The organism is Pantoea sp. (genome assembly GCF_028283705.1).
Classification (GTDB): Bacteria; Pseudomonadota; Gammaproteobacteria; order Enterobacterales; family Enterobacteriaceae; genus Pantoea.
This window is the reverse complement of the sequence record NZ_JAPWKD010000022.1, coordinates 285,323-311,925: the sequence shown is the minus strand read 5'-3', so window position 1 is coordinate 311,925 and position 26,603 is coordinate 285,323. Positions and strand designations below refer to the sequence as shown.

Below are 26,603 nucleotides of genomic sequence, written 5' to 3'. Positions count from 1 at the left end.
AGATAATTCTGAGTGACAAGCGTTTATTGCAAAAAATTGACTGAGCGCTACTTTTTTAGTCGAACGAATAAAAAGAAGACATTTTGCGATGAAGAAACACCCTAAACAGCCCCCTGCGCGGCACAAATCATCGTAATGCTGTTTAATGGCGGTGCTATTCTGTTTGTCCAATCGCAGTTTTCCCCTGCTGCAAACAGAATTTTATTAAAGAAGGACTTTAAATGATTCGCTCCGCGCGCAGTATGGCCGGGTTGCCCTGGATCGCCGCTATGGCATTTTTCATGCAATCGCTTGATGCCACCATCCTCAACACCGCGCTTCCTGCCATCGCAACCAGTCTTGAACGTTCCCCACTTGCCATGCAATCCGCCGTCATTAGCTACACATTAACTGTCGCAATGCTGATTCCCGTCAGTGGCTGGCTGGCCGATCGCTTCGGCACGCGCAAAATATTTATCCTGGCGGTTTCATTATTCACGTTGGGTTCACTGGCCTGCGCCTTATCAGGCAGCCTGGGCATGCTGGTATTCTCGCGGGTAGTTCAGGGGATTGGCGGGGCGATGATGATGCCGGTCGCACGACTGGCGCTGTTACGTGCCTATCCACGCAGTGAACTGTTGCCAGTCCTCAACTTTGTTACTATGCCCGGCCTGGTTGGACCGATTCTCGGGCCAATGCTGGGCGGCTTACTGGTTACCTATGCCAGCTGGCATTGGATCTTCCTGATTAACATTCCCATCGGTCTGCTCGGCATCTTTTATGCCCGAAAATACATGCCGGATTTCACCACACCGAAACGCCGCTTCGACTTTGGTGGTTTTGTGTTGTTCGGCGTAGGCCTGGTACTGATCTCTATCGGTATCGAACTGTTTGGTGAACGTATTGTGTCGCCGTGGCAGGCAACCGGGGTGTTGTTTGCCGGTGTGTTATTGCTTCTTCTATATATTGTTCATGCGCGTCACCATCCGGCACCGCTGATCAGCCTGCCGATGTTTAAAACCCGCACGTTTTCCATCGGCATCATTGGCAATATCGCTTCACGTCTGGGTACCGGTTGTATTCCGTTCCTGATGCCACTGATGCTACAGGTTGGATTTGGTTATCCAGCGATTATTGCCGGTTGCATGATGGGGCCAACCGCTATCGGCTCATTACTGGCAAAATCCACCGTCACCCAGGTGTTGCGTCGCTTTGGTTACCGCCACACGCTGGTCGGCATTTCGGTGATTATCGGTATTTTGATCGCCAGCTTCTCACTGCAATCTCCAGGTGGAAGTGTGGCAATGCTGCTGCTGGCGTTATTCGTGCTGGGGATGGCAATGTCGACACAATTCACCGCCATGAACACCATCACTCTGGCCGATTTGAATGATGAGAATGCCAGTGGCGGTAATAGCGTGCTGGCAGTAACGCAGCAGTTGTCGATCAGTTTTGGTGTCGCGGTAAGTGCAGCGGTGTTGCGCTTTTATCAGGAATTTGGCGGCACCACGGTGCAGCATTTCCACGCCACCTTTCTTACCATGGGAGTGATCACCGTACTGGCCGCCTTTACCTTTATGTGGCTACGCAATGGCGATGGCCGTCATTTAATCACCAACCGTGATAAAAAGAAGAAAGGCGTTTAAACCGAACCTCGCTCCACCAGCTCCGGCGTCAGGACCAGCGTTTGCTGACTGGCGTCGGGATCGCTCATACGATGAATCAGCGTATCAATCGCCAGTTCACCCAACTCATCTTTCGGTTGATGGATGGTACTCAGCGGCGGTGTCAGATAACGCGACAGTTCAATGTTATCGTATCCCATCACGGCGATATCCTGCGGCACACGCAACCCGGCCTGGAACAGCGCGTGATAAACGCCGACCGCCATCGCATCGTTGCTGGTAAATACCGCCTCCGGCAGTGGGTCCAGGGTCAGCAGCTGGTTCATGGCATTAAAACCACCCTGAAACTCAAAATCACTGTCAACCACATACCCCGGCAATACCGGCAATCCGCTGCCAGACATGGCTTTATGGAAGCCATCCAGACGCAGCCGCGCCGGTGTTTTATCCTGCGGACCGGCAATGCAGGCGATACGGCGATAGCCACGATCGATCAGATGCTGCGTCGCCAGCTCGCCGCCTAACAGCGCGTTATCCTGAATAATGTCGCCACGTCCTTCAAAGGGTGCCCAGTCCATCATCACCATCGGAATCGACGGATAACGATTCAGGATATCTGCCGACGGCAGATGAGTTTCGGTACACATAATCAGCAGGCCATCAACGCGCTTCTGCAACAGCGTTTCCAGGCTGCGATTCATGCGCTCCTCATCCCCTTCGGTATTGCACAGAATCAAACTATAGCCTCGCTCATAGCAGCTATTCTCCACACCGCGCACCACTTCCGAATAGAAGGGGTTGCTGCTGGCCGTCAATAACATACCAATGGTGCGTGTCTGATTGATTTTGAGGCTGCGCGCCAGCGCGGAGGGAGCGTAATTAAGCGTGCGAATGGCCTGCTCCACCTTTTCGCGCACCTGCTCGCTGACAAAGCGATTGTTATTAATGACATGCGAAACAGTGGAGGTTGAGACGCCCGCCAGGCGGGCGACATCTTTCATGGTAGCCAAGCGCTTATCCCTGTTGTTGCAGGAAGGCATCAATCTCAGTACGCCACGGTACCGAGGGCTGCGCACCAGGACGGGTAACGGCTATCGCCGCTGCCGCATGGGCAAAACGTACCGCATCATGCATCGCAACACCTTCGAGACGGGCAGTAATAAAAGCACCGTTAAAGGTATCGCCTGCAGCGATGGTATCCACAGCCTGCACGCTGAAGCCCGGAATGCGCACACCATCGCCCTGCTCACTCAGCCAGACACCGCGGCGTCCCAGCGTAATCAACACGGTTTGAATACCTTTGGCATGCAACGCTGCGGCGGCACGTGCGGCATCTTCATCACTTTTTACCGCGATGCCGGTCAGAATCTCTGCTTCAGTTTCATTCGGGGTGATGATATCGATTAGCCGAAGCAGTTCATCGGAAAGCTGCGTCGCCGGGGCCGGATTGAGTATCACCTGCGTCTGCTGCGCTTTGGCAATTTTCGCCGCTGCCAGCACGCTTTCCAGTGGGGATTCCAGTTGCATCAACAACGCGTCCGCGTCTGCGATAACCTGTTGATGACGCGCCACGCAGGCCGGTGTTAATGCCGCGTTGGCACCAGAATAAATGCCGATATTATTTTCACCTTCGCCATTTACGAAGATCATTGCCACACCAGTGGCTTCTTCCGCCACGGTTTCTACCGGAGCGGTATCGATACGGTCCTGCTGCAGCTGCTGACGAATGCGTTCGCCAATGTCATCTGCACCAACGCAGGCAATAAAGGCGATATCGGCACCGGCTCGTCCGGCCGCTACCGCCTGATTAGCCCCTTTACCGCCAAAGGCAACCTGATACTGTTTCCCGATCACCGTTTCGCCCGGACGTGGGAAGTGGGCGAGATTGAGGATGTGATCGGCATTGATGCTGCCGAGTACGGCCAGTTTTGCGCTTTTGCTCATAGGGAGTGATCCATCAAGAGTGCGCCACCCAACGGTGGCGCGTTGCCCTGCTTTTCTTCGCGTGTTATTTGGTAACCAGTTTCAGATCGACCGGATTGATCGACTGCACTTTTTCACCTTTCAATACTTTATCCGCAGTCTCTACGCCGATGATACCAATCTTATCAGGCATCTGTGCGACAGTGGCGGTCAGTTTGCCCGCTTCAACGGCTTTCACACCGTCTGCGGTGCCATCAAAGCCCACCACCACCACGTCGGTTTTACCGGCGGTCTGCAATGCACGCAGTGCGCCCAATGCCATTTCATCGTTCTGCGCGAACACCGCCTGCACATCTGGATGCGCCTGCAGCAGGTTCTGCATCACGTTCAGGCCTTTAGTACGGTCAAAATCAGCCGGCTGGCTGGCAAGAATATTGAATTTGTGTGCATCGGCAGCCTGTTTAAAACCATCACCACGCTCACGCGCTGCTGAGGTACCGGCAATGCCCTGCAATTCGATGATTTTCGCGCCGTCACCGACTTTCTTCGCAATAAAGTCACCTGCCATCTTACCGCCAAAGCGGTTATCAGACGCGACGTGGCTGACCACAGTGCCCTGTGCCGCCACGCGGTCAAGGGTGATAACCGGAATATTTGCCTGGTTGGCCATCTTCACGGCATTGCCCACGGCGTCAGAATCGGTTGGGTTGATCAGCAGCAGCTTAGTACCACGAACGGTGAGGTCCTGCACGTTCGCCAGTTCTTTCGCCGGGTTGTTCTGCGAATCCAGCACTACCAGGTTATAACCCAGTTTGTCAGCTTCTTTCTGTGCGCCATCTTTCAGCGCAACAAAGAATGGGTTGTTCAGCGTCGAAACAACCAGAGCGATAGTATCCTTCGCCATCGCGCTGGCACTCAGAGTGGCGCCAAGAATGACGGCCAATGCGGTTAACTTTTTCATTAATGAATCCTGTGTGAAGGTCAGAGTTATTTACTGCTTTTGTTATCCACCAGCACTGCCAGCAGAATGACGACTGCTTTAACAATCATTTGGTAGTAAGAGGAGACGCCCAACAGATTGAGTCCATTGTTGAGGAAGCCGAGAATCAGTGCCCCGATCAGCGTCCCCATAATGCGACCTTTACCGCCCGCCAGGCTGGTTCCGCCCAGAACAACAGCGGCGATCGCATCCAGTTCATAACCGGTACCCGCAGTTGGCTGTGCTGATGACAGGCGCGCCACCTCGATGGTGCCCGCCAGCGCAGCCAGCATGCCGCACAGTGAATAAACAATGATTTTGACGCGGTTAACATTAATCCCGGACAAACGCGTTGCCGCTTCGTTGCCGCCCAGCGCATAGATATAACGACCCAGGCGTGTGTGGTGCAGCATGTACCAGGCAAGCCCAAATACGACTGCCATCAGCCATACTGGCGTCGGAATACCCAGCGGGCGACCAATACCGAACCAGCCAAACAAATCGGCGTTGTCACTAAAGCCGGTATTGATTGGGCTGCCATCGGTGTAAACCATGGTGACACCGCGCAACAGCAACATCATCACCAGCGTGGCGATAAATGCCTGCACTTTGCCGCGTGCCACAATGGTGCCGGTAACCCCGCCGATCACCGCGCCAAGCGCCAGCGCAGCAACGACTGCCACCAGCGCATTCACTTCGTGGCCGACGATCGAGGCAGCAACCGCACCGGTCAGCGCCAGCAGCGAGCCAACCGAAAGATCAATGCCGGACGTCAGGATCACCAACGTCATCCCCACCGCCATGATGGCGTTCACCGAAGTCTGCTGCAGAATGTTGAACAGGTTGGCGACGGTAAAGAAATTCGGGCTGAGGCTGGCAACCACGGCAATCAGCACAATCAGCGCTATCAGCGATTTCTGCTCCAGCAACCAGGCTTTGCTGAACCAGCGACGGCTGGCGGGTAAGGTTTGGGTACTCATACAACTAACTCCTCGCTGTGTTGCTTACCGACTGCCGCTGCCATCAGGGATTCCTGGGTAGCCTGCTCACGGGTAAATTCGCCACTCAGATGGCCTTCATGCATCACCAGAATGCGGTCACTCATGCCCAGCACTTCCGGCATTTCAGACGACACCAGAATGATGCTCAGCCCATCGGCTTTAAACTGGTTGATTAACTGATAGATTTCTTTTTTGGCGCCAACATCAACGCCACGCGTCGGCTCATCAAGGATCAGCACATTCGGTCGCGTCATCAGCCCACGGGCAATCGCCACTTTTTGCTGATTCCCCCCGGAAAGCAGGCCAATCGGCTGCTCCATTGAAGGGGTTTTGACGTTGAACAGGCGGATGAAATCGCCGACTGCCAGCTGTTCTTCAGCGTGCTTCAGGCTACCGTTGCCACGGCTGAAATAGCGCAATGCGGTCAGCGACATGTTTTCTTTCACCGACATGCCCAACACCAGGCCATCGCGTTTACGATCTTCAGAGATATAAACGATGCCATTTGCCAGGCCATCCTGCGGTGCGCGCGTCACGACTTCACGGCCATCAAGCATCACCTTGCCGCCGCTACGTGGCAGTGCGCCGTATAGCAGCTTCATCAATTCGGTACGGCCCGCACCCATCAGACCAGAAACGCCGAGGATTTCCCCTTTGCGCAGGGTGAAGCTGACTTCATGCACCCCTGGGCCACTCAGGTTTTCCACCTGCAAACGTACCGCGCCTGGCGCCTGGTCAAGATGCGGGTATTGCTCTTCCAGCTTGCGCCCGACCATCATCTCAATCAGGCTTTCTTCGCTGAGTTCGCTGACCGTACGTTCGGCAATAAACTGACCATCACGGAACACCGTGACGTCATCGCAAATCTCGAAAATTTCTTTCATACGGTGGGAGATATAGACAATGCCGCAGCCCTGCGCCTTCAGTTCATTAATGACGCGGAATAACGACAGCGTTTCGGTATCGGTCAGCGCATCAGTCGGTTCATCCATAATGATCACTCGTGACTGAAAGCTGAGCACTTTGGCGATCTCAACCATCTGCTGATCACCAATCGACAAATCACCCACCAGCTTATGGCTGTTGAAACGCAGGTTGAGGCGTTGCAGCAGCGTATCTGCTTCGGCATACATCTTTTTCCACTCGATGCGCCCAAAGCGGTTAACGAATTCACGCCCAAGGAAGATGTTCTCCGCGACCGTCAGTTGCGGGATCAAATTCAGTTCCTGATGAATAATGCCGATGCCAGCTTCCTGTGACGCTTTCGGCCCGGAGAAAGTGGTTTCCTGGCCCAGCCACTGTAGCGATCCCGCATCCATGCTGTAGATACCCGTCAACACCTTCATCATGGTGGATTTACCGGCACCGTTTTCCCCGACCAGCGCCATGACACGCCCAGGCATGACCGACAGCGATGCGCCCTTCAGGGCTTTCACACCGGGAAATGACTTTTCAATCCCTTTGAGTTGCAATAACGGTTGCATAGCGACCTCAGAAGGTAACGCCCGCGTTCAGGATGACATTCGCATACGGAGAACACTCTCCGCTGCGAATGACCGCCTGACTACGCTGAGTCTGTTGTTTGAACTGTTCATGACTGATGTAACTAACGGCAATGGTATTTCCCTGGTGCTGTTGCAAGGCTTCGAGCACGGCGAGCAGTGCACTGTGGAGTTGCGGATTGTGTTGCTTAATCTCTTCCGCCATCAGAGCGCTTTCGACCTGCATCTCTTCTGTTACCACCTCAACAACCTGTAAAAACTCGGGCGTACCCGGCGTCAGCGCCAGATCGATACGTTGCGGCCCCAGCGGAATGGGTAACCCCGCATCAGCAATCGTCAGCGTATCCGTGTGTCCCAGACGGGCAATCACATGAGAGATTTCAGCGTTTAACAAGCGACCTTTCTTCATTTCTTCCACTCCACAGCGAAACGTTTCGCTGACCGGAGTGTATAAAATGTACATCGCAACTCAATGGCGACATCACGGAAATGTGATCGCCATCGAAACGTTTCGCTTGTACCGGGGAAAATTTGAGTTACGCAGGGAAAAGCTGAGTTCTTTTACCTTCGACTAAAGAACTTCCCTGGTTTTCAGAAGAAATTTCTTACTTAACCTTATGTCACTATGTTTTCTGATGTGTCCGGATATGTCATTTCGCACAAAACCCCATACTTAACAACCATCCGTTGGCTGTAAATAAAGATGGATCTATCTAAAGGACGATGATGAATTTCAAGGTGAAAACACTCGGAAGTTTGATTGCGCTCTCGCTCTTAACCGTCAATGTGCCTGTGGCAAAAGCGCATAACGATCAGGGAGATAAAGCCCGCACACCGAACGTACATTTCAGCACCCATCCCAACATGCAGAGCAGCAAAATGCTCAGCGCTTTGACGGCAAGCATGGAAGTGCAGGAGATGACAAATGAAGCTCCCCCCTGGTACTGGGCTTACCAGGGCTGGTATATGAGTGAAGGCGCTTTTTATTTTGGTCTCCAGCCAAATGGTGAGTATGGCAAAACCGCACTGTTCAGCATTTTCGGCAAAGGCACACAAAGTAACGTTGAAGCGTGTAAGCGCGGCGCAGATTCGACCGACCCCGATACCGGTATGAGTTGCCATATTCCTTATGACTGGGAAGTTGGCCATAAATATACCTTCAATGTGAAACGCACCGGACAGGATGCTGCGCAAAGTCTGACAACCTGGCAAGGTTCCGTCACCGATCAGACTACCGGTCAAGAGACCATCATCGGTATTGTGTCCGTACCTGCCCGCTGGTCAGATCTGCAACCAAGCCTGTTGGGCTGGGCTGAGTGGTTTTTGAACGGAGAACTCACCTGCGCGCAACGTACCAATTTTGTTGTTAAGTACAATGACGTCTCGGGTGTGTATTCCGATACCGCCACCCCCTGGCAGAGCTATATCTCCGATTCGAACCCCAATACCTGTGCAACCTATGACATGACCGGTACGTATCCGACAGAAGTCATCATGAGTGCCGGGGGAACATTTGACGGAAACAACAACCCAGGTGATAACGCAGGAGACGCGCCTGTCGCGGTGGTTCCGGCCGATTTTAGCGTCACCAGTTCCCCTGATAGATCGATTGTCCGCGAGCTGGATGCTTCCGGCAGTAAAAATGCCGATTCATACAGTTGGAAAGTCGTGGGTGGTGGGGGTAAATTCTTTTTGCAGGAAAAAGAAAGTGGTGTCTGGGTAAGCGAATCAAGTCTGGCTAAAGTTCGCGCTCTCGCCCCGGCAAATTCCAGCGGTACCGCCATCTATGAATTAACCGTCACCAAAAATGGCAAACAAGACACGAAGCGCGTGACCATGACCGTCACTGCACCGGAAACTCCGGCAACGCCGGAGCAGCCGGGCACCAAGTTTCCGGAATGGCAAGCGGGTACCCCGTATGTAGCAGGGGACAAAGTGACCTATGAAGGGATCAAATACGTCGCGAAATACTGGACGCTATTCAGACCCGGTTACAACGATGCCTGGAAACTGGCCTATCCAGGGCAGATAACAGAATGGAAAGCATCGATGGCCTATTCTGGCGGCGATACCGTCATTTATCAGGGCAAAACCTATAAGGCGGCATACTGGACGCAGGGCAACATACCGGGACAGCATTCCGTCTGGCTGGTGCAATAACGGAAAGGGGCTGCCACGGCAGCCCCTGCTGGAGGTTACGGCAGTTTTCTCACCTGTTTCACATCCAGTTCAATGGCGTTGAAATCTTTATCCAGCTCACCCGTCAGTTCCACCCGATCTTTGGGTGAAAGGGTTTGCCCATTCCAGTGCTTGTGATCAATTTCGACCTTCATGCTGCCGGTCTCATCGCGGAACAGGTAATCCTCCTTGCCAATTTGCTTCTCCAGAGAGCCGCGTACGGTGATCCAGCTATCGTCCTTCATCTCTTCGGCCTGCTTCACCGTCACTACGCTGGTGTTACCAGCCTGAAAGCCACCAGCCTGGCTTGGTACGGCTGGCGCATTCGGATCAACAAACCCACCCTGTTGTGCCGCCAGAACCGGCGTGGCAACCAGCGCCACGATCGCGAAAAGTGCTGCATGCTTTTTCATTTGATTCACCTCTTTTCCATGAAATGTGCGGGATACGCAGGCTATTTCACCATAAGGTTCTTAACAGGATCTTAAGGCTGAACAATTGATTAAAATTGGTGAAAAACAGGCCAAAATGTCGCTATTTCTCCTGTACATGCGCAACTCTGCTTCGTATAACACCAGTAGAAAAGGAGGGTTTTATATGCGGATTTTATTGATTGAGGACGACGGGATCATTGGCGATGGACTGAAAGTCGGCCTAACCAAACTCGGTTTTAGTGTGGACTGGTTTGTTTCCGGTGATGCGGGATTTCAGGCGCTGGCATCTGTCCCCTGGGATGCGGTGATCCTTGATTTGTCCCTGCCCGAACGGGATGGACTCGATATTCTGCGCCAGTGGCGTCAGCAGGGGCAGGATGTGCCGGTGTTGATCCTGACTGCACGAGATGCGCTCGATCAGCGGGTTCAGGGTCTGCAGCTGGGTGCTGATGATTACCTCTGCAAACCCTTTGCCCTGACGGAAGTGGCGGCACGTTTACAGGCGTTGATTCGCCGCCGGCATGGCCAGTTTCAACCTGAATTGCGCCACGGCAAGCTAGTGATGTCCCCCGCCAGCCATAGCGTGCTGTATGACGGAGAGCCGGTAACGCTTAAAAGCCGCGAGCTGGCGCTGCTGGAGTTATTCCTGCGTAATCCTGGTCGGGTGTTGACGCGTAACCAGCTGGAGGAAAAGCTCTATAGCTGGGAAGACGATGTCTCCAGTAATGCGGTCGAAGTCCACATCCACCATCTGCGCAAAAAACTTGGCAGCCAGTTTATCCGCACCGTGCATGGTGTCGGCTACACGCTGGGAGCAGCAGAATGAGCCTGTTCCTGCGCCTCGCCATCGGCTTTGTCTTGCTGATCATCCTGTGCTGGGGCAGCGCCAGCCTGAGCGCCTGGCACCAGACACGCGACACCGTTAATGAACTGTTCGATACCCAGCAGATGCTGTTTGCCAAACGCCTGTTAGCGCTCGATCCGGCCACGCTGCATGAAGCCACTCTGCCAAAAAACAAAGCGCTCCTGAGTAAGCATCGGGGTAAACAGGATGACGATGCGCTGGCCTTCGCCATTTTTAGTCACGACGGCAAACTCCTGCTGAATGATGGCGAAAACGGCCGCGATTTACAGTTTGATGATCGGCGCGACGGTTTTCGCGATGGGCATCTGCGGGATGATGATGACAGCTGGCGTCTGCTGTGGCTGACTTCTCCGGATCAACGCTATCGTGTAGTGGTGGGTCAGGAGAAGGATTATCGCGATGATATGACACGCAATTTGGCACAAAGCAGCATCATGCCATGGTTATTCGCACTGCCGTTTATGTTGGTGTTGCTGCTGGGGCTGGTGTGGTTCGAATTACGTCCGTTGCAACGCCTCACCCGCTCACTCCACCAGCGTGCCGCTGATGATGCCACACCGTTGCCACTTGCGCGGTTGCCGAAAGAAGTGCAACCGCTGGTTCAGGCGTTAAACGGTCTGTTCAGCCGCATGGCTGAGATGGTTCAGCGTGAACGCCGTTTTACTTCAGATGCCGCCCACGAGCTGCGCACGCCTCTGGCGGCACTGCGGGTGCAAAGTGAAGTGATCCAGCTGGCGGATGACGATGAAGCGATGCGCAACCGTGCGCTACAGCAACTGGATACCGGGATCTTGCGTGCGACCCGGCTGGTGGATCAGCTGCTTACGCTGTCCCGCGTGGAGGCGGACGATCTGCGTAGCGAGTTCCAGCCCGTCGCTCTGACTCCATTACTGCAAACCTTGCTGGCCGAGCATTATGCGCAGGCAGAACAGCACAATATCGAACTTCAGCTGCACGTGGTCGCCGAGCCGGTGATAAACGGTCATCAGCTGTTGTTGTCATTGATGGTCCGTAATTTGCTGGATAACGCGCTGCGTTATACCCCCGGCGGCAGCCTGGTAGAGGTCAGACTGGCTGCACGTACCCTCACCATTGACGATAATGGTCCGGGTGTGAGCGATGCGCAGTTAGCGCGGTTGGGGGAACGCTTCTGGCGACCTCCCGGACAAACGCAAACTGGCAGCGGGCTGGGCTTATCCATTGTGAAGAATATCGCGCAGCTGCATGGTATTCGCGTGGTATTTAGTCAGCGAGAAGCAGGGGGATTGCGCGTCACGCTCAGCTGGTAAGCGGACGCGCAAAGGGTGTCAGATCTCGACCTGAGTTCCCAGTTCAATCACCCGGTTCGGCGGGATTTCAAACTGATCCGGCGCGCGCAGCGCATTGCGTTGTAGCGCGAGGAACAGCTTACCGCGCAGACGCAGATACCACGGTCGGTCGCCAATGATCAGTGATTCATGCGACATAAAGAACGAGGTTTCCATCATGCGGCAGCTTCAGGCCTTCCAGCCCGCAGCGGTGGAAAATCTCTTCCACATTCGGCGTTTCACGCCAGCCATAACTGGCGACCACTCGCCAGAAAGTCGGTGACAGCTGCTCAATCGTCACCCGTCGAACGTTATGCACGTAAGGCGCATCTTCGGTACGCAGCGTCAGCAGGACAACACGTTCATGCAACACTTTGTTGTGCTTGAGGTTATGCAGCATCGCAAACGGGATGACGTTTAACGCACGCGACATATACACTGCGGTGCCCGGCACACGCACCGGCGGTGATTTCTCCAGTGAAGCAATCATCGCTTCGAGAGAATTGCCGTGTTCATGCATACGGCGCAGCAGGCGGAAACGCTCGCTTTTCCAGGTGGTCATTACGATAAACATCACCAGCGCCAGGGAGAGCGGCAGCCAGCCGCCGGAGAAGATTTTCACCAGGTTGGCGGAGAACAGCGACACATCGATACAGAGCAACGAAACCAGAATGAAGCTGACCAGAATTTTATTCCAGTGCCAGTTTTTGATCGCCACAGTGCAGGACAGAATGGTGGTCAGCACCATGGTGCCGGTTACCGCGATACCGTACGCTGCCGCCAGATTGCTGGAGTGTTCAAAGCTGACGATGACAATCAGCACGGCGAAATAGAGCAGCCAGTTGATCACCGGAACGTAGATCTGGCCGGACTCCATCTCAGAGGTATGAATAATACGCATCGGTGGCAGATAGCCGAGGCGCACCGCCTGACGCGTCAGCGAGAACACACCGGAAATAACCGCCTGCGAGGCAATCACCGTCGCCAGCGTGGCGAGAATCAGCAGCGGAATCAGCGCCCAGTCCGGGGCCAGCAGGAAGAAGGGGTTTTTGATGGCTTCAGGATGGGACAGCAGCAATGCGCCCTGACCAAAGTAATTCAGCACTAACGACGGCAGCACCACTGCGAACCATGCCACGCGAATCGGCAATTTACCGAAGTGCCCCATATCGGCGTACAACGCCTCCACACCGGTGATCGACAGCACCACAGCGCCCAGCGCAAAGAAGGAGACGGTTTTATAATGCACAAAGAAGTACACCGCATGTGACGGGTTAAGCGCCTGCAGCACTTCCGGGTTTTTGATAATGCTATCCGCACCAAGTACCGCCAGTACGATAAACCACAGAAGCATCACCGGGGCAAACAGTTTGCCGACAATACCGGTACCGTGTTTCTGGATGATAAACAGCAGGGTTAAGACAGTAATCGACAGTGGAACAATCCAGGGATCGAGCGAAGGAGCGGCAATTTCCAGGCCTTCTATCGCCGACATCACCGAGATCGCCGGGGTGATCACCACTTCACCATAGAAGAAGCTGCCACCAATTAACCCCATGATCACCAGAATTGCCGTGGCTCTGGCACCGGTATTACGTCCCGCCAGCGACATGAGCGTCAGAATCCCACCTTCACCGGCGTTATCCGCACGCATCACGTAGCTGATGTATTTCAGCGACACCACCAAAATCAGCAGCCAGAAAATCAGGGAAAGAAAGCCAAATACCGCTTCGCGTTCCACACCAAAGCCAAACTGGCCGGAGAGACATTCACGTAAGGTATAAAGCGGGCTGGTACCAATATCGCCGTACACCACGCCGATGGCGGCCAGCGTGACTGCGCCTAGGGACTGCTTGTTTTCCGAGCTCATAGAGTTATCTTTTGTTGGAGTCGATCAGGCGGTTCGCCGACCGCTCTGGCCATCAAAAAGCGCACAGTATGCACATATTCCCAAAAAAACCTACCCTTACTAACATACAACATGGCGTCAGCAACGCGTTTTTTCGCTGCAAAAAAACGCAAAAAAGGGGCCGGAACAGGCGAGAGGCCTCGCCTCAACCTTCTGAAACAAAAAAGCTGACGGCTATCAACGCTTTCACGCATGATAAACAGTAGAGTAATGCGCTCGCCAGCATGCGTGGCACAGGATCAGAAGGACAATGATGTGATTATGGCTCAACCCCATCTTTTGGCAGAAAGAATTTCTCGCCTGAGCAACGCCTTAGAAAAAGGGTTGTATGAACGGCATCATGCGATCCGCCTCTGCCTGCTGGCTGCGCTGAGCGGTGAAAGCGTCTTTTTGCTGGGGCCGCCAGGCATTGCCAAAAGCCTGATTGCCCGCCGCCTGAAGTACGCTTTCCAGCATGCCCGCGCGTTTGAATACCTGATGACGCGTTTCTCCACTCCGGAAGAAGTTTTTGGTCCCCTTTCCATTCAGGCGTTAAAAGATGAAGGTCGCTATCAGCGCCTGACCAAAGGTTATCTGCCGGATGCCGAAATCGTCTTTCTGGATGAGATCTGGAAAGCTGGCCCGGCGATTCTTAATACCCTGCTCACCGCCATTAACGAACGTCGCTTCCGCAATGGTGATAGCGAAGAAAAAATCCCGATGCGCCTGCTGGTCACCGCCTCCAACGAACTGCCGGAAGCTGACAGCGGGCTGGAAGCCTTGTATGACCGCATGCTGATTCGCCTGTGGCTCGATAACGTGCACGAGAAGCAGAATTTCCGCAGCATGCTGACCCACCAACAGGATGAAAACAGCAATCCGGTGGCCGATTCACTGTGCATCAGTGATGAAGAGTACCATCAGTGGCAGAAAGGCATCAGCCAGGTGAGCCTGCCGGATCATGTGTTTGAACTGATTTATCAGTTGCGTCAGCAGCTGGAAAATCTGCCCGATGCACCTTATATCTCCGATCGTCGCTGGAAAAAAGCCATCCATCTGTTGCAGGCCAGTGCCTTCTACAGTGGCCGCGTGTCGATTGCTCCGCTGGATCTGATCCTGCTGAAAGATTGTCTGTGGCACGACGTGACCTCGATGAAACTGCTGGATCGTGAAATCGATGCGCTGATGACGCAGCATGCCTGGCAACAGCAACCGATGCTGATGAAACTTCAGCAGATCAAAGCGCGTCGGCTGGCGCTGCAACAGCAGCAAAGCGTGGCGCAGGCACTGACGCTGGAAAAGCACAGCGGCATGTTTAGCCGTAAACCTCATTACGAGTTGCCCACCTCCCTCAGCGACGAACAGCTGACGCTGATGTTGCAACAGCCGCTGATGCTGCATGACATGCAAGTCAGCCATGTGTTGATCAGCCGTGAAGCACTGAACCAATGGCTACTGAAAGGCGGTGAAATTCGTGGCAAGCTCAACGGCATCGGTTTTGCTCAGACCCTCGATCTGCTGGTGGATGCGCAACATTGCCTGACGTTACGTGACGTGAGCCTGCAGGCAACGCGTCTGACGCTGCCCGGTGCCAGTACTAGCAATGAAATGCCGCAGGAAATCATTGATGAGTTTGATGCGCTGGATAACCAGCTGCGCGCTCAGCGCACGTTGTTCAGCCAGCATCAGCGCTGTCTGTTTATCAGCGACGACTGGCTGGCACGTATTGAAACCAGCCTGCAGGATGTGGCGGAACAGCTGAAACAGGCGCGGAAATGATCTCGCTGGAGGCGCTGAGCACGCTGCTGTCGATTGGCGAAACCGAGCTAATCGAAGAATTAATTCTGGCTCTGCTCGCGTCGCCGCAGCTGGCGATGTTTTTTGAGAAATACCCCCGCCTGAAACAGGCAATGATGCGTGACCTGCCGCGCTGGCGCTCTGAAATCGCTGAACAGATGAAAACCACCGCAGTGCCAGAGGCACTGGGCCAGGAATTTCAGCTGTTCCAGCAGGCGCAACTGCTGAACCCGCATGAATTCAGCCAGCAGCTACCCGCGATCATGACGCAGCTAAAAAGCCTGCCATCACCCTTTATTGAAGAAGCCAGCAAGCTGCTGCTGCATACCGACAGCAACCAGCTAAGCAACGCGCAGCACACCCTGTTCCTGCAACGCTGGCGGCTTAGCCTGACGCTGCAAACCCTGACGCTGAATCAACAATTGCTGGAGCAACAGCGCGAACGCCTGATGGCAGAGCTGCAACAACGCATGGCGCTGAGTGGACAACTGGCCCCGATCCTCACTGATGATGATGAAGCCGCGGCCGGACGCTTATGGGATATGAGCAAAGCGCCGTTGCAGCATGGTGATTATGAGTTGATCGTACAGTACGGTGATTTTCTTGCTCAGCAGCCGGAGCTGATGAAGCTGGCGCAACAGCTGGGACGCAGCCGTGAAGCAAAGGCTGTGCCGTCGCAGGATGCACCACTGGAAGAGCAACACCTGCTGGTACGCGAACCCGATAACGTGCCGGAAGAAGTCAGCGGCATTCATCAGAGCGATGATGTACTGCGCCTGTTGCCGCCCGAACTGGCCACGCTGAGCATTAGCGAGCTGGAGCTGGAGTTTTATCGCCGCCTGGTCGAGAAGCGTCTGCTGACCTACCGCCTGCAGGGTGAGGCCTGGCATGAAAAAGTCAGCCTGCGACCGGTCAGCCACCAGCAACATGAAGAACAACCGCGTGGCCCCTTTATCGTCTGTGTCGATACCTCCGGTTCCATGGGCGGTTTTAATGAACGCTGTGCCAAAGCCTTTTGTCTGGCGCTACTGAAAGTCGCGCTGGCAGACAAGCGTCGTTGCTACATCATGCTGTTCGCCCATGAAGTGATTGGCTATGAACTGACCGCCGATAACGGCATCGAACAGGCAATACGTTTTCTCAGCCAGCGTTTTCGTGGCGGCACCGATCTGGCCGCCTGTCTGGCGGCAGTGGTGGCGCGTATGGAAGGCAGCCTGTGGCAGGAGGCCGATGCGGTGATCGTTTCCGATTTTATCGCGCAGCGTTTACCGGAAGAAATTGTTAACGCCGTCAAACAACGCCAGCGCCATAATCAGCAACGTTTTCATGCTGTGGCGATGTCTGCGCATGGCAAACCCGGTATTCTGCGTATTTTCAATCATATCTGGCGCTTTGATACCGGCCTGAAAAGCCGCCTGCTGCGGCGCTGGAAGCGTTAAGTCATCTGGCGGAAATGCTTATTTGCTATAGTGATAAGTTCTCACATTGAGCAAACTGGAGCACACCGTGACCACCGCCCTGCCAACACCAACCCGCACGCTGCGGCTCTCCGGCCAGAATTCAGAACAAAAACGCGCCGAACTGCTGGACTACTTCCTGCAAACCTGGAATCTGTATGAAAGCCTGTTCGATTGTCTTGCCGACGAACGTGCTTTTTTCAATAAAGCCATTTCACTGCGCCATCCGCTGATCTTCTATTTTGGCCACACGGCGACTTTCTACATCAATAAGCTGATGGCAGGTCGTTATCTTGATCAGCGTGTAGACGATCGTATTGAAGCGATGATGGCGATCGGCGTGGATGAAATGAGCTGGGACGATCTCGACGACAGCCATTACGCCTGGCCGACCGTGGCGGAAGTGCGCGATTATCGCGGCAAGGTCAAAAACCTGGTCAGCGAATTTATCCAGACCATGCCGCTGGAACTCCCTGTCGACTGGGATAGCCCGGCATGGGTGATTCTGATGGGTATCGAACACGAACGCATTCATCTGGAAACCTCCAGCGTGCTGATGCGCCAGTTGCCAATCGAGTGGGTAAAACCGCAGCCGCACTGGCCTGTCTGCCCGCAGGCACGGCACGATCGCAGCCAGGTCCCTGCTAACACCTTGATTGCGATGCCCGGTGGCCGCGTGCAACAGGGCAAAACCGACGATACCTACGGCTGGGATAACGAATATGGCAGCAAGGTAACTGAGCTAAAACCGTTTAAAGCCAGCAGGATGCTGGTCAGCAACGCGGAATTTTTTACTTTCGTCGCCGCTGGCGGTTACCAGCAACGGCGCTGGTGGGATGACGAAGGTTGGGGCTGGCGCGAATTTTCCGCCGCGCAGATGCCAACTTTCTGGATTGGCGATATTCAGCAACCCGATCAGCTAAAACTGCGTCTGATGACGGAAGAAGTAGCAATGCCCTGGGACTGGCCCGCTGAGGTTAATCAGCTGGAAGCCGCGGCGTTTTGTCGCTGGTTGGCAGAAGAAACCGGCAAAGCTATCCAGCTTCCCTGTGAAGCCGAGTGGATGCAGCTACGTGAATTAGTCAGTGGCGATCAGCCTGACTGGATCGACGCACCTGGTAATATCAATCTGGCGTACTGGGCCTCTTCCTGCCCGGTCGATCGCTGCAACCAGGGCGAGTTTTTCGATATCGTCGGTAACGTCTGGCAATGGACCACCACGCCCATCAATGGTTTTGAAGGCTTTAAGGTGCACCCGCTATACGATGACTTCTCCACTCCAACCTTTGATGGCAAACATGCGTTAATCAAAGGCGGCAGCTGGATTTCTACCGGTAACGAAGCGCTGAAATCTTCACGCTATGCCTTCCGACGTCACTTCTTCCAGCACGCCGGTTTCCGTTATGTGGTTTCCTCCCACCAGGAAACCATGGCGCTGAACCCGTACGAAACCGACAGCATGGTGTCACAGTATCTCGATTTCCAGTACGGCCCCTGCTACTACGGCGTACCTAATTATGCGGAAAATCTGGTCTCACTGCTGTTGCCGCACTGTACAAAGCGTGGCCAGGCGCTGGATATCGGCTGTGCCACCGGCCGTGCCAGCTTTGAACTGGCACGCCACTTCGAGCAGGTGGTCGGCATGGATTATTCGGCACGCTTTATTGATGTGGCGCTGCAACTGACCTCCGGTGAGGATTTCCGCTATGTGGTGCCGGAGGAGGGTGAGCTGGTGGAATATCGCCAGGTGCGCCTGAAAGAGTTTGGTCTGTCTGATGAACAGGCACAGCGCATTCAGTTCGTGCAGGGTGATGCCTGTAACCTGAAGCCGCAGCCGAATCGCTACGATTTGGTGCTGGCATCAAATCTGCTTGATCGCCTGCGCCAGCCGAAACGTTTCCTGCAGGATATCGCGCCAATGATTCGCTCAGGCGGCCTGCTGGTGTTGTCATCGCCTTATACCTGGCTGGAAGATTTCACACCGAAGGAAAACTGGCTGGGTGGCGTGCGGGAAAACGGCGAAGCACTGACAACCTATCAGGCGCTGCAACGTTTACTGCGTGACGAATTTGAAGAGATCGCAGTACCACAGGATGTCCCTTTCGTCATTCGTGAGACGGCACGTAAGTTCCAGCACACGCTGGCACAGGTCACGCTGTGGCGTAAGCGTTAAAAGCGTGCAGACAGCGGCAGCTCCGTTCTCTGCGCCTTGCCTGCTCCGCCATTTTGCTGCACATTCTCCTCTGTTCACTGAAGACGAGTTTAAGAGGGAAGGAAATGGCGGAACATGTGCAGCTGGATAACCTGGATCGCGGCATTTTAAATGCGTTGCTGGAGAATGCCCGCACCGCTTATGCCGAGCTGGCCAAACAGTTCAATGTCAGTCCTGGCACGATCCACGTACGCGTTGAGAAGATGCGTCAGGCTGGCATCATTCTCGGTACCAGAGTCGAGATCGATCCGCGCCAGCTGGGTTTTGACGTCTGTTGCTTCATTGGCATTATCCTGAAAAGCGCCCGTGACTACCCCGCCGCTCTCAGCAAGCTGGAAGCGCTGGATGAAGTAGTCGAAGCCTGGTATACCACCGGCCACTACAGCATCTTTATTAAGGTCATGTGCCGTTCCATTGATGCCCTGCAACAGGTGCTGATCAACAAGATCCAGACCATAGACGAAATTCAGTCCACCGAAACCCTGATCTCCCTGCAAAACCCGATCATGCGCACCATCAAACCCTGATCCCCTTCCTTTCCTGTGCACAAACTTATCCCAGGCAGATCTCACCAGAGATGCAGCCTGACAGCCAGTGCTTTTCGTTATTAACCCTGTTTTCCACAGGTGGATCACGGCTTGATCACAGCGTACAATGCTCGCCTTTGAGTTCCGGAGAGCATCATGGCCGATATCACGTTAATCACTGGCAGTACCCTGGGCAGCGCCGAATATGTTGCCGAACATCTGGAAGAAAAGCTCCAGGATGCAGGCTTTTCTACCGAGGTGCTGCATGGACCGGAACTGGATGAAGTGCCACAGCAAGGTATCTGGCTGATAGTGACGTCAACACACGGCGCCGGTGAGCTGCCTGATAACCTGCTGCCCTTTTATGAAGCATTAAAAGAAACGCAGCCGGATCTCTCCGCCGTTCGTTTTGGTGCAGTGGGCATTGGCAACCATGAATACGATCTGTTTTGTGGCGCGATCAGGCTGCTGGAAGATCAACTGAACCAGCTGGGTGCCAAACGTGTTGGCGATCGCCTTGAGATCGACGTGCTGGAACATGAGATTCCGGAAGATCCGGCCGAAGTGTGGCTGTCGAGCTGGCAAACACAGTTATAAGACGATCCGGACTGGTTGGGGATCGTGAAATCAGGGCGATCCCCAGAGGATTCCGCTGTTTTATGCTTTTTATTCTCCGATCTCCTGTGGATAACATAGCCTGAATCATGCGTATAACCGGTAGTTATCCCAATAATAACTGATGATGCTTTTCTGAGCTGTGGATAACCAGTCATTTTGATCTCAGCTTATACGGATCAGGATCACCGATCATTCACAGCAAACGATCCTGACCAATATGCTGTTGCTTAAGTGCTTTTTCAGGTTATCAACAGAGAACCGTGATCCTAATAAGAGATCTAACAGGAAGATCATCCAAAGAATAAAGATCCTTTCTTTTAAACCTCAGGATCCGGCGACTTTCACCGCAGACAGAATTTCAGTAGAATCCACCGCCCAGGGCAATGATCCCTGTCCGAACATTAACGAGGTACCACTTCATGTTTTATCCAGATCCTTTTGACGTCATCGTAATTGGTGGTGGTCATGCGGGCACAGAGGCCGCGATGGCAGCTGCCCGAATGGGTCAGCAAACCCTGTTACTCACCCATGACATTGATAAGCTGGGACAAATGTCCTGTAACCCGGCAATCGGTGGTATCGGCAAAGGACACCTGGTGAAGGAAGTGGATGCCCTCGGCGGTTTGATGGCAACGGCAATCGACAAAGCGGGTATCCAGTTTAGGATACTAAACGCGAGCAAAGGCCCGGCCGTGCGTGCGACCCGTGCACAGGCTGACCGTGTACTGTATCGTCAGGCAGTGCGTTCTGCGCTGGAGAATCAGCCTAACCTGATGATCTTCCAGCAGGCAGTTGATGATCTGATTGTGGAAAACGATCGTGTCGTCGGCGCTGTAACGCAGATGGGCCTGAAATTCCGTGCTAAAACCGTAGTGCTGACTGTCGGGACATTCCTCGACGGCAAAATTCATATTGGTATGGATAATTACAGCGGTGGTCGCGCAGGCGATCCGCCGTCGATCCCGTTGTCCAAACGCCTGCGTGCACTGCCGCTGCGTGTTGGCCGTCTGAAGACCGGAACTCCGCCACGTATTGACGCGCGCACCATTGACTTCACTCAGCTGTCACCGCAGCATGGCGATGATCCAATGCCGGTGTTTTCATTCATGGGCAATGTCAGCCAGCACCCACAACAGGTGCCATGCTGGATCACCCATACCAACGAACAAACCCATGATGTGATCCGCAACAACCTCGATCGCAGCCCAATGTATGCCGGGGTCATCGAAGGGATCGGTCCACGTTATTGCCCGTCGATCGAAGACAAAGTGATGCGCTTTGCCGATCGTAACTCGCATCAGATCTTCCTTGAGCCGGAAGGGCTGACCAGCAACGAAATCTATCCGAACGGTATTTCTACCAGCCTGCCATTCGATGTGCAGATGCAGATCGTCCGTTCGATGAAAGGCCTGGAAAACGCGAAGATTGTGCGTCCGGGCTATGCCATCGAGTATGATTTTTTCGACCCGCGTGATCTGAAACTGACGCTGGAAAGCAAATATATTCAGGGCTTGTTCTTCGCGGGCCAGATCAACGGCACCACCGGCTATGAAGAAGCGGCGGCACAGGGTCTGCTGGCGGGCCTGAACGCGGCTCGTCAATCCGCCGATAAAGAAGGCTGGGCACCGCGTCGCGATCAGGCTTATATGGGTGTGCTGGTTGATGACCTGTGCACGCTGGGAACCAAAGAACCGTACCGCATGTTTACCTCACGCGCGGAATATCGTCTGATGCTGCGTGAAGACAACGCGGATTTGCGTCTGACTGAAACCGGTCGCGAGCTGGGTCTGGTGGATGATGCGCGTTGGGCGCGTTACAACCAGAAACTGGAAGCAATTGAGCTGGAACGTCAACGTCTGCGCGATTTGTGGGTGCATCCAAAATCCGACAACGTAGCGGAAGTGAACAGCATCACCAGTTCGCCGCTGACCAAAGAAGCCAGTGGTGAAGATTTGCTGCGTCGTCCGGAAATGACCTATGCGTTGCTGACCTCGCTGAACAGCTATGGCCCGGCGCTGGCCGATGAACAGGCAGCAGAGCAGGTCGAAATCCAGGTGAAATACGAAGGCTACATTGCGCGTCAGCAGGAAGAAATTGATCGCCAGCAGCGTAATGAAAACACCTTGTTGCCTGCCACGCTTGATTACCGTCAGGTATCGGGTCTGTCGAATGAAGTGATTGCTAAACTCAACGATCATAAACCCAGCTCGATTGGTCAGGCGTCACGCATTTCTGGCATTACGCCAGCTGCCATCTCCATTTTGCTGATTTACCTGAAAAAACAGGGTCTGCTGCGTAAAAGCGCCTGATTGATCACGGGGCGGGCCAGCTCGCCCCCGTTAATGGAATTCTCGTCGTGATTAACAAACTCTCCGCGCTGCTGAAAGCGGCAAACATTTCTCTCTCCGATCAACAAAAACAACAGCTGGTTGGTTATGTTGAGTTGCTGCATAAATGGAATAAAGCCTACAACCTGACATCCGTACGCGATCCGCAGCAAATGCTGGTACGCCATATTCTCGATAGCATCGTGGTGGAGCCGCATTTACAGGGCGATCGCTTTATTGATGTGGGCACCGGGCCGGGATTACCAGGTATTCCGCTGGCGATTGTGCGTCCACAGGCACAGTTCACGCTACTGGATAGTCTTGGCAAGCGTGTTCGTTTTCTGCGTCAGGTGCAACATGAGTTAGGGCTTACTAACGTGACGCCAGTGCAGAGCCGCGTTGAGGAGTTTCCGGCGGAGCCGCCATTTGATGGGGTGATCAGCCGTGCTTTCGCTTCGCTTGAGGATATGGTGAACTGGTGCCATCATCTTCCTTCGGCACAGGGACATTTCTATGCCCTGAAAGGGGTACGCCCGGATGATGAAATAAACACCTTACCGGCGGGTTTTTTGGTAGAGCAGGTTTATCCGTTACAGGTGCCTGAGCTGGAAGGGGAACGTCATCTGGTGGTGATTGCCCGTCAATAGCCCCGAAAATGGTATGGATTAAGACCAATCTATACCATTTGAGTTATCCCAGTCGCTGTATAAAAAATCAGCAATCAAACAATAGGCGATGAAGAGATTTATTCAGCAGGGCAGGGGAAGCGAGTTAACATTCCTGGCGGAAATTATCCGAAAAGCTCTGTTACATTTAACGTTTAATTCACATTTCATTATCAGTTAGATCACTTCTCTGGGTGTATTTACGTTAAACAATAGTCACGCCAGAAAATATAACTCAGCAATAAATCGGCGTGCGTAATATCAGTTTTGCGATTTTATTACGCTGTGAGATGTCAATAGAGTGTTTTTATCGTTAATCCAGTCGATGTGGTCTGAATATAATTTTATCTTTCTGATAAATGGACTTTTTTCCCCTATCTGAAATGGGTATTTTTTTGTTCAAAACAAAATCACATCATGTCCATATGCTTATAATGTGATCTGAAGCACGCTTTAAAAGCAAGTGGCAGGCGCAATTTCACCTCATGAAACCATCATTCTTCGATGTGAATCTTTTGAGAAATAGCCCTCCGGAAAGAAATTTAAATAATTGTTCACCTTTTCGCTACTTAGCGATTGAAATCGCAGGTGCGGCCCGTATAATTTGCACGGCTTTTGCTGCTTGACTCAAATGAGTAAAGGCAGTCTTATACGACACGCGACATACCCCATTCGGGGCAGGAGAGTTCAGCACCATGTCAGTGTCTCTTTACAGTGTAAAATTAGCCCGAACCGTGCTGCTTTTTCAGCTGGTGACTTTTGTCGTAATCGGTGCGTTGTTTGCCCTGAAAGATGCCATCTGGGGTGTCTCCGCCATCGCGGGTGGGCTGGCAGCCTGGCTGCCGAATGTGTTGTTTATGTTTTTAGCCTGGCGCCTGCAGGGGCAAACACCGGCCAAAGGGCGTGTAGCCTGGAGCTTCGCCTTCGGTGAAGTATTAAAGGTGTTCGCCACCATTATTTTTCTCATTGTGGCGTTGGGTGTGTTTGGGGCGGTCTTCTGGCCAGTCGCAATCACCTGGTTATCGGTGCTGGTGGTGCAGATCGTCGCACCGGCTGTAATTAACAACAAAGGGTAAGAGGCATCATGGCTGCAGGAGAAATCTCTACTCCGCAAGAATACATAGGTCACCACCTGAATAACCTTCAGCTGGACCTGCGTACTTTCGAGTTAGTGAATCCGCACGACGCTCCCGCGACGTTCTGGGTATTAAATATCGATTCCATGTTTTTCTCTCTGGTGCTGGGACTTATCTTCCTGGTGTTGTTCCGTAAAGTGGCCAAAAGCGCCACCAGCGGTGTGCCAGGGAAATTACAAGCGGCTATCGAACTGGTTGTCGGTTTCGTTGATAACAACGTACGCGACATGTACCACGGTAAAAGCAAACTTATCGCCCCGCTGGCTCTGACGATTTTTGTCTGGGTCTTCCTGATGAACTTCATGGATCTGCTGCCTATCGACCTGCTGCCGTTTATCGGTGAGCACTATTTAGGCCTGCCGGCGCTGCGCGTCGTGCCGTCTGCGGACGTGAACATCACGCTGTCTATGGCGCTGGGCGTATTTATTTTGATTCTGTTCTACAGCATCAAAATGAAAGGTGTAGGTGGCTTCGCCAAAGAGCTGACGCTGCAGCCTTTTAATCACCCGATCTTCATCCCCATCAACCTGATTCTTGAAGGTGTTAGCCTGCTGTCCAAACCGGTTTCACTCGGTCTGCGACTGTTCGGCAACATGTATGCGGGTGAGCTGATCTTTATCCTGATTGCCGGTCTGCTGCCGTGGTGGTCGCAATGGGTGTTGAATGTGCCGTGGGCCATTTTCCACATCCTGATCATTTCGCTGCAGGCTTTCATTTTCATGGTCCTCACGATCGTCTATCTGTCGATGGCATCTGAAGAACATTGATTTTTATCTCAACTACTTAGCTTTTAACTGAAACAAACTGGAGACTGTCATGGAAAACCTGAATATGGATCTGCTGTACATGGCTGCCGCTGTGATGATGGGCCTGGCGGCAATCGGTGCTGCGATCGGTATCGGCATCCTCGGTGGAAAATTCCTGGAAGGCGCAGCGCGTCAGCCGGACCTGATTCCTCTGCTGCGCACGCAGTTCTTTGTTGTAATGGGTCTGGTGGATGCAATCCCGATGATCGCTGTTGGTCTGGGTCTCTACGTGATGTTTGCTGTCGCCTAAGCCTGATAGCCTTTGTTTCTCATGACACCCGGTGTGGTGAGAAACGGATTCTGCCGCTTATCATTGATAACGGCAGAGCAAGTTAACTTAATAAGAGGCATTGTGCTGTGAACATTAATGCAACAATCCTCGGCCAGGCCATCGCGTTCATCCTGTTTGTCGCGTTCTGCATGAAGTACGTATGGCCGCCGATTATGGCTGCCATCGAAAAGCGCCAGAAAGAAATTGCTGATGGCCTTGCTTCTGCTGAACGCGCGAAGAAAGATTTGGATCTCGCGCAGGCCAATGCGACCGACCAGCTGAAAAAAGCCAAAGAAGAAGCCCAGGTCATTATCGAGCAGGCGAACAAACGCCGTGCACAGATTCTGGACGAAGTGAAAACTGAAGCTGAGACTGAACGTAACCGCATCGTGGCGCAGGCGCAGGCAGAAATCGAAGCCGAGCGTTCACGTGTCCGCGAAGAGCTGCGTAAGCAAGTCGCGTTGCTGGCATTAGCTGGCGCCGAGAAGATCATCGAACGTTCCGTAGATGAAGCTGCTAACAGCGACATCGTTGATAAACTGGTCGCTGAACTGTAAGGAGGGAGGGGCTGATGTCTGATCTGATTACTGTAGCTCGCCCCTACGCCAAAGCAGCTTTTGACTTTGCTGTTGAGCATCAAAGTATCGAGCGCTGGCAAAACATGCTGGCGTTTGCCGCAGAAGTGGCTGGCAACGAACAGATGGCAGATCTCCTTTCCGGTGCCTTAGCACCGGAAGCCTTATCTGCTTCTTTCATTGCAGTCTGTGGTGATCAACTGGATGAATACGCTCAGAACCTGATTAAGGTGATGGCGGAAAACGGACGTTTGACAGCGCTTCCAGATGTACTGGAACAGTTCATTCAACTGCGTGACGCTCACGAAGCGACGGCCGAAGTTGATGTGATTTCTGCCAGTACGCTGAGCGACGGCCAGCTGACGAAAATCAGCGCCGCGATGGAAAAACGTCTGTCACGCAAAGTTAAGCTGAATTGCAAAATTGATAAGTCTGTAATGGCAGGCGTGGTCATCCGTGCGGGTGATCTGGTGATTGATGGCAGCGTTCGCGGCCGTCTTGAGCGTCTGGCAGACGCCTTGCAGTCTTAAG

23 protein-coding genes and 1 pseudogene are annotated in these 26,603 nt (G+C 53.4%); 16 read left to right on the top strand and 8 right to left on the bottom strand.

Annotated features, from left to right (window positions below; genetic code table 11):
* Window positions 1-221: 221 nt before the first annotated feature.
* On the top strand, window positions 222-1,625 hold the full coding sequence (gene mdtD / locus PW844_RS20470) for a multidrug transporter subunit MdtD (protein ID WP_299455789.1): 1,404 nt from the start codon (window positions 222-224) through the stop codon (window positions 1,623-1,625).
* Here the strand turns inward: mdtD and rbsR are convergent.
* The 6 genes from rbsR to rbsD form a co-directional block, all read right to left on the bottom strand.
* The gene (gene rbsR / locus PW844_RS20465; protein ID WP_084878069.1) at window positions 1,622-2,605 is read right to left on the bottom strand and encodes a ribose operon transcriptional repressor RbsR; all 984 of its coding nucleotides are present in this window, start codon (window positions 2,603-2,605) and stop codon (window positions 1,622-1,624) included. The two genes, mdtD and rbsR, sit on opposite strands and share 4 nt — an antisense overlap.
* A gap of 13 nt (window positions 2,606-2,618) precedes the next feature.
* Window positions 2,619-3,548, bottom strand: coding sequence for a ribokinase (gene rbsK / locus PW844_RS20460; RefSeq protein ID WP_299455787.1), 930 nt, complete (start codon window positions 3,546-3,548; stop codon window positions 2,619-2,621).
* A gap of 64 nt (window positions 3,549-3,612) precedes the next feature.
* Entirely contained in the window at window positions 3,613-4,488 is an 876-nt protein-coding gene (gene rbsB / locus PW844_RS20455; protein ID WP_299455785.1) for a ribose ABC transporter substrate-binding protein RbsB, read from the bottom strand.
* Between the two features lie 26 nt (window positions 4,489-4,514).
* Window positions 4,515-5,486 (bottom strand): ribose ABC transporter permease, encoded by a 972-nt coding sequence (gene rbsC / locus PW844_RS20450; RefSeq protein WP_299455783.1) that lies wholly within the window; start codon window positions 5,484-5,486, stop codon window positions 4,515-4,517.
* Window positions 5,483-6,991 carry a ribose ABC transporter ATP-binding protein RbsA gene (gene rbsA / locus PW844_RS20445; protein WP_299455781.1) on the bottom strand — a complete coding sequence of 503 codons (1,509 nt, stop codon included), beginning with the start codon at window positions 6,989-6,991 and terminating at the stop codon, window positions 5,483-5,485. Before rbsA ends, rbsC begins: the two co-directional genes overlap by 4 nt.
* Before the next feature lie 7 nt (window positions 6,992-6,998).
* Window positions 6,999-7,418 (bottom strand): D-ribose pyranase, encoded by a 420-nt coding sequence (rbsD, locus tag PW844_RS20440; RefSeq protein ID WP_299455779.1) that lies wholly within the window; start codon window positions 7,416-7,418, stop codon window positions 6,999-7,001.
* Window positions 7,419-7,747: 329 nt separating this feature from the next.
* Between rbsD and PW844_RS20435 the strand changes: the two genes are divergently transcribed.
* A complete protein-coding gene (locus PW844_RS20435; RefSeq protein WP_299455777.1) occupies window positions 7,748-9,169 on the top strand; it encodes a carbohydrate-binding protein in 1,422 nt (473 codons plus the stop codon).
* 35 nt (window positions 9,170-9,204) lie between these two features.
* On the opposite strand, the gene PW844_RS20430 is transcribed toward PW844_RS20435, so the two are convergent.
* Window positions 9,205-9,600 carry a YgiW/YdeI family stress tolerance OB fold protein gene (locus PW844_RS20430; protein WP_299455775.1) on the bottom strand — a complete coding sequence of 132 codons (396 nt, stop codon included), beginning with the start codon at window positions 9,598-9,600 and terminating at the stop codon, window positions 9,205-9,207.
* 184 nt (window positions 9,601-9,784) lie between these two features.
* Between PW844_RS20430 and qseB the strand changes: the two genes are divergently transcribed.
* Both qseB and qseC read left to right on the top strand, forming a co-directional pair.
* Window positions 9,785-10,447: a quorum sensing response regulator transcription factor QseB gene (gene qseB, locus PW844_RS20425; protein ID WP_299455774.1), complete on the top strand. Its 663-nt coding sequence runs from the start codon at window positions 9,785-9,787 to the stop codon at window positions 10,445-10,447.
* Entirely contained in the window at window positions 10,444-11,775 is a 1,332-nt protein-coding gene (gene qseC, locus PW844_RS20420; RefSeq protein ID WP_299455772.1) for a quorum sensing histidine kinase QseC, read from the top strand. Before qseB ends, qseC begins: the two co-directional genes overlap by 4 nt.
* A gap of 18 nt (window positions 11,776-11,793) precedes the next feature.
* Here the strand turns inward: qseC and kup are convergent.
* Window positions 11,794-13,663, bottom strand: a pseudogene (gene kup, locus PW844_RS20415) (low affinity potassium transporter Kup).
* Between the two features lie 300 nt (window positions 13,664-13,963).
* Between kup and ravA the strand changes: the two are divergent.
* The 12 genes from ravA (at window position 13,964) to atpH (ending at window position 26,602) form a co-directional block, all read left to right on the top strand.
* Entirely contained in the window at window positions 13,964-15,460 is a 1,497-nt protein-coding gene (gene ravA / locus PW844_RS20410; protein ID WP_299455771.1) for an ATPase RavA, read from the top strand.
* Window positions 15,457-16,917 (top strand): ATPase RavA stimulator ViaA, encoded by a 1,461-nt coding sequence (viaA, locus tag PW844_RS20405; RefSeq protein WP_299455770.1) that lies wholly within the window; start codon window positions 15,457-15,459, stop codon window positions 16,915-16,917. Before ravA ends, viaA begins: the two co-directional genes overlap by 4 nt.
* A 67-nt stretch (window positions 16,918-16,984) precedes the next feature.
* Entirely contained in the window at window positions 16,985-19,108 is a 2,124-nt protein-coding gene (gene ovoA, locus PW844_RS20400; protein ID WP_299455769.1) for a 5-histidylcysteine sulfoxide synthase, read from the top strand.
* Window positions 19,109-19,212: 104 nt separating this feature from the next.
* Complete coding sequence (gene asnC, locus PW844_RS20395) at window positions 19,213-19,674, top strand: transcriptional regulator AsnC (protein WP_013511092.1); 462 nt, start codon at window positions 19,213-19,215, stop codon at window positions 19,672-19,674.
* 156 nt (window positions 19,675-19,830) lie between these two features.
* Window positions 19,831-20,271 (top strand): FMN-binding protein MioC, encoded by a 441-nt coding sequence (mioC, locus tag PW844_RS20390; RefSeq protein ID WP_299455767.1) that lies wholly within the window; start codon window positions 19,831-19,833, stop codon window positions 20,269-20,271.
* 440 nt (window positions 20,272-20,711) lie between these two features.
* Window positions 20,712-22,601: a tRNA uridine-5-carboxymethylaminomethyl(34) synthesis enzyme MnmG gene (gene mnmG, locus PW844_RS20385; protein ID WP_299455765.1), complete on the top strand. Its 1,890-nt coding sequence runs from the start codon at window positions 20,712-20,714 to the stop codon at window positions 22,599-22,601.
* Between the two features lie 47 nt (window positions 22,602-22,648).
* The gene (gene rsmG / locus PW844_RS20380) at window positions 22,649-23,266 is read left to right on the top strand and encodes a 16S rRNA (guanine(527)-N(7))-methyltransferase RsmG (protein WP_299455763.1); all 618 of its coding nucleotides are present in this window, start codon (window positions 22,649-22,651) and stop codon (window positions 23,264-23,266) included.
* A gap of 713 nt (window positions 23,267-23,979) precedes the next feature.
* Window positions 23,980-24,360, top strand: a complete 381-nt coding sequence (gene atpI / locus PW844_RS20375; protein WP_299455761.1) for a F0F1 ATP synthase subunit I — start codon at window positions 23,980-23,982, stop codon at window positions 24,358-24,360.
* 8 nt (window positions 24,361-24,368) lie between these two features.
* Window positions 24,369-25,187, top strand: a complete 819-nt coding sequence (gene atpB / locus PW844_RS20370) for a F0F1 ATP synthase subunit A (RefSeq protein ID WP_013511097.1) — start codon at window positions 24,369-24,371, stop codon at window positions 25,185-25,187.
* A gap of 49 nt (window positions 25,188-25,236) precedes the next feature.
* Complete coding sequence (atpE, locus tag PW844_RS20365; protein ID WP_003849523.1) at window positions 25,237-25,476, top strand: F0F1 ATP synthase subunit C; 240 nt, start codon at window positions 25,237-25,239, stop codon at window positions 25,474-25,476.
* A gap of 107 nt (window positions 25,477-25,583) precedes the next feature.
* On the top strand, window positions 25,584-26,054 hold the full coding sequence (gene atpF, locus PW844_RS20360) for a F0F1 ATP synthase subunit B (protein WP_084878108.1): 471 nt from the start codon (window positions 25,584-25,586) through the stop codon (window positions 26,052-26,054).
* Window positions 26,055-26,068: 14 nt separating this feature from the next.
* A complete protein-coding gene (atpH, locus tag PW844_RS20355; RefSeq protein ID WP_299455745.1) occupies window positions 26,069-26,602 on the top strand; it encodes a F0F1 ATP synthase subunit delta in 534 nt (177 codons plus the stop codon).
* Window position 26,603: the final 1 nt, after the last annotated feature.

What these genes read in the sequence shown, in the direction of transcription:
- qseC (WP_299455772.1), top strand. Translation starts at nt 10,444, where the DNA reads ATGAGCCTGTTCCTGCGCCTCGCCATCGGCTTTGTCTTGCTGATCATC.
- atpE (WP_003849523.1), top strand. Translation starts at nt 25,237, where the DNA reads ATGGAAAACCTGAATATGGATCTGCTGTACATGGCTGCCGCTGTGATG.
- rbsA (WP_299455781.1), bottom strand. Translation starts at nt 6,991, where the DNA reads ATGCAACCGTTATTGCAACTCAAAGGGATTGAAAAGTCATTTCCCGGT.
- rbsC (WP_299455783.1), bottom strand. Translation starts at nt 5,486, where the DNA reads ATGAGTACCCAAACCTTACCCGCCAGCCGTCGCTGGTTCAGCAAAGCC.
- asnC (WP_013511092.1), top strand. Translation starts at nt 19,213, where the DNA reads ATGGCGGAACATGTGCAGCTGGATAACCTGGATCGCGGCATTTTAAAT.
- rbsB (WP_299455785.1), bottom strand. Translation starts at nt 4,488, where the DNA reads ATGAAAAAGTTAACCGCATTGGCCGTCATTCTTGGCGCCACTCTGAGT.
- rbsD (WP_299455779.1), bottom strand. Translation starts at nt 7,418, where the DNA reads ATGAAGAAAGGTCGCTTGTTAAACGCTGAAATCTCTCATGTGATTGCC.
- mnmG (WP_299455765.1), top strand. Translation starts at nt 20,712, where the DNA reads ATGTTTTATCCAGATCCTTTTGACGTCATCGTAATTGGTGGTGGTCAT.
- atpH (WP_299455745.1), top strand. Translation starts at nt 26,069, where the DNA reads ATGTCTGATCTGATTACTGTAGCTCGCCCCTACGCCAAAGCAGCTTTT.
- ravA (WP_299455771.1), top strand. Translation starts at nt 13,964, where the DNA reads ATGGCTCAACCCCATCTTTTGGCAGAAAGAATTTCTCGCCTGAGCAAC.
- atpI (WP_299455761.1), top strand. Translation starts at nt 23,980, where the DNA reads ATGTCAGTGTCTCTTTACAGTGTAAAATTAGCCCGAACCGTGCTGCTT.
- viaA (WP_299455770.1), top strand. Translation starts at nt 15,457, where the DNA reads ATGATCTCGCTGGAGGCGCTGAGCACGCTGCTGTCGATTGGCGAAACC.
- rbsK (WP_299455787.1), bottom strand. Translation starts at nt 3,548, where the DNA reads ATGAGCAAAAGCGCAAAACTGGCCGTACTCGGCAGCATCAATGCCGAT.
- qseB (WP_299455774.1), top strand. Translation starts at nt 9,785, where the DNA reads ATGCGGATTTTATTGATTGAGGACGACGGGATCATTGGCGATGGACTG.
- mioC (WP_299455767.1), top strand. Translation starts at nt 19,831, where the DNA reads ATGGCCGATATCACGTTAATCACTGGCAGTACCCTGGGCAGCGCCGAA.
- rbsR (WP_084878069.1), bottom strand. Translation starts at nt 2,605, where the DNA reads ATGAAAGATGTCGCCCGCCTGGCGGGCGTCTCAACCTCCACTGTTTCG.
- PW844_RS20430 (WP_299455775.1), bottom strand. Translation starts at nt 9,600, where the DNA reads ATGAAAAAGCATGCAGCACTTTTCGCGATCGTGGCGCTGGTTGCCACG.
- atpB (WP_013511097.1), top strand. Translation starts at nt 24,369, where the DNA reads ATGGCTGCAGGAGAAATCTCTACTCCGCAAGAATACATAGGTCACCAC.
- mdtD (WP_299455789.1), top strand. Translation starts at nt 222, where the DNA reads ATGATTCGCTCCGCGCGCAGTATGGCCGGGTTGCCCTGGATCGCCGCT.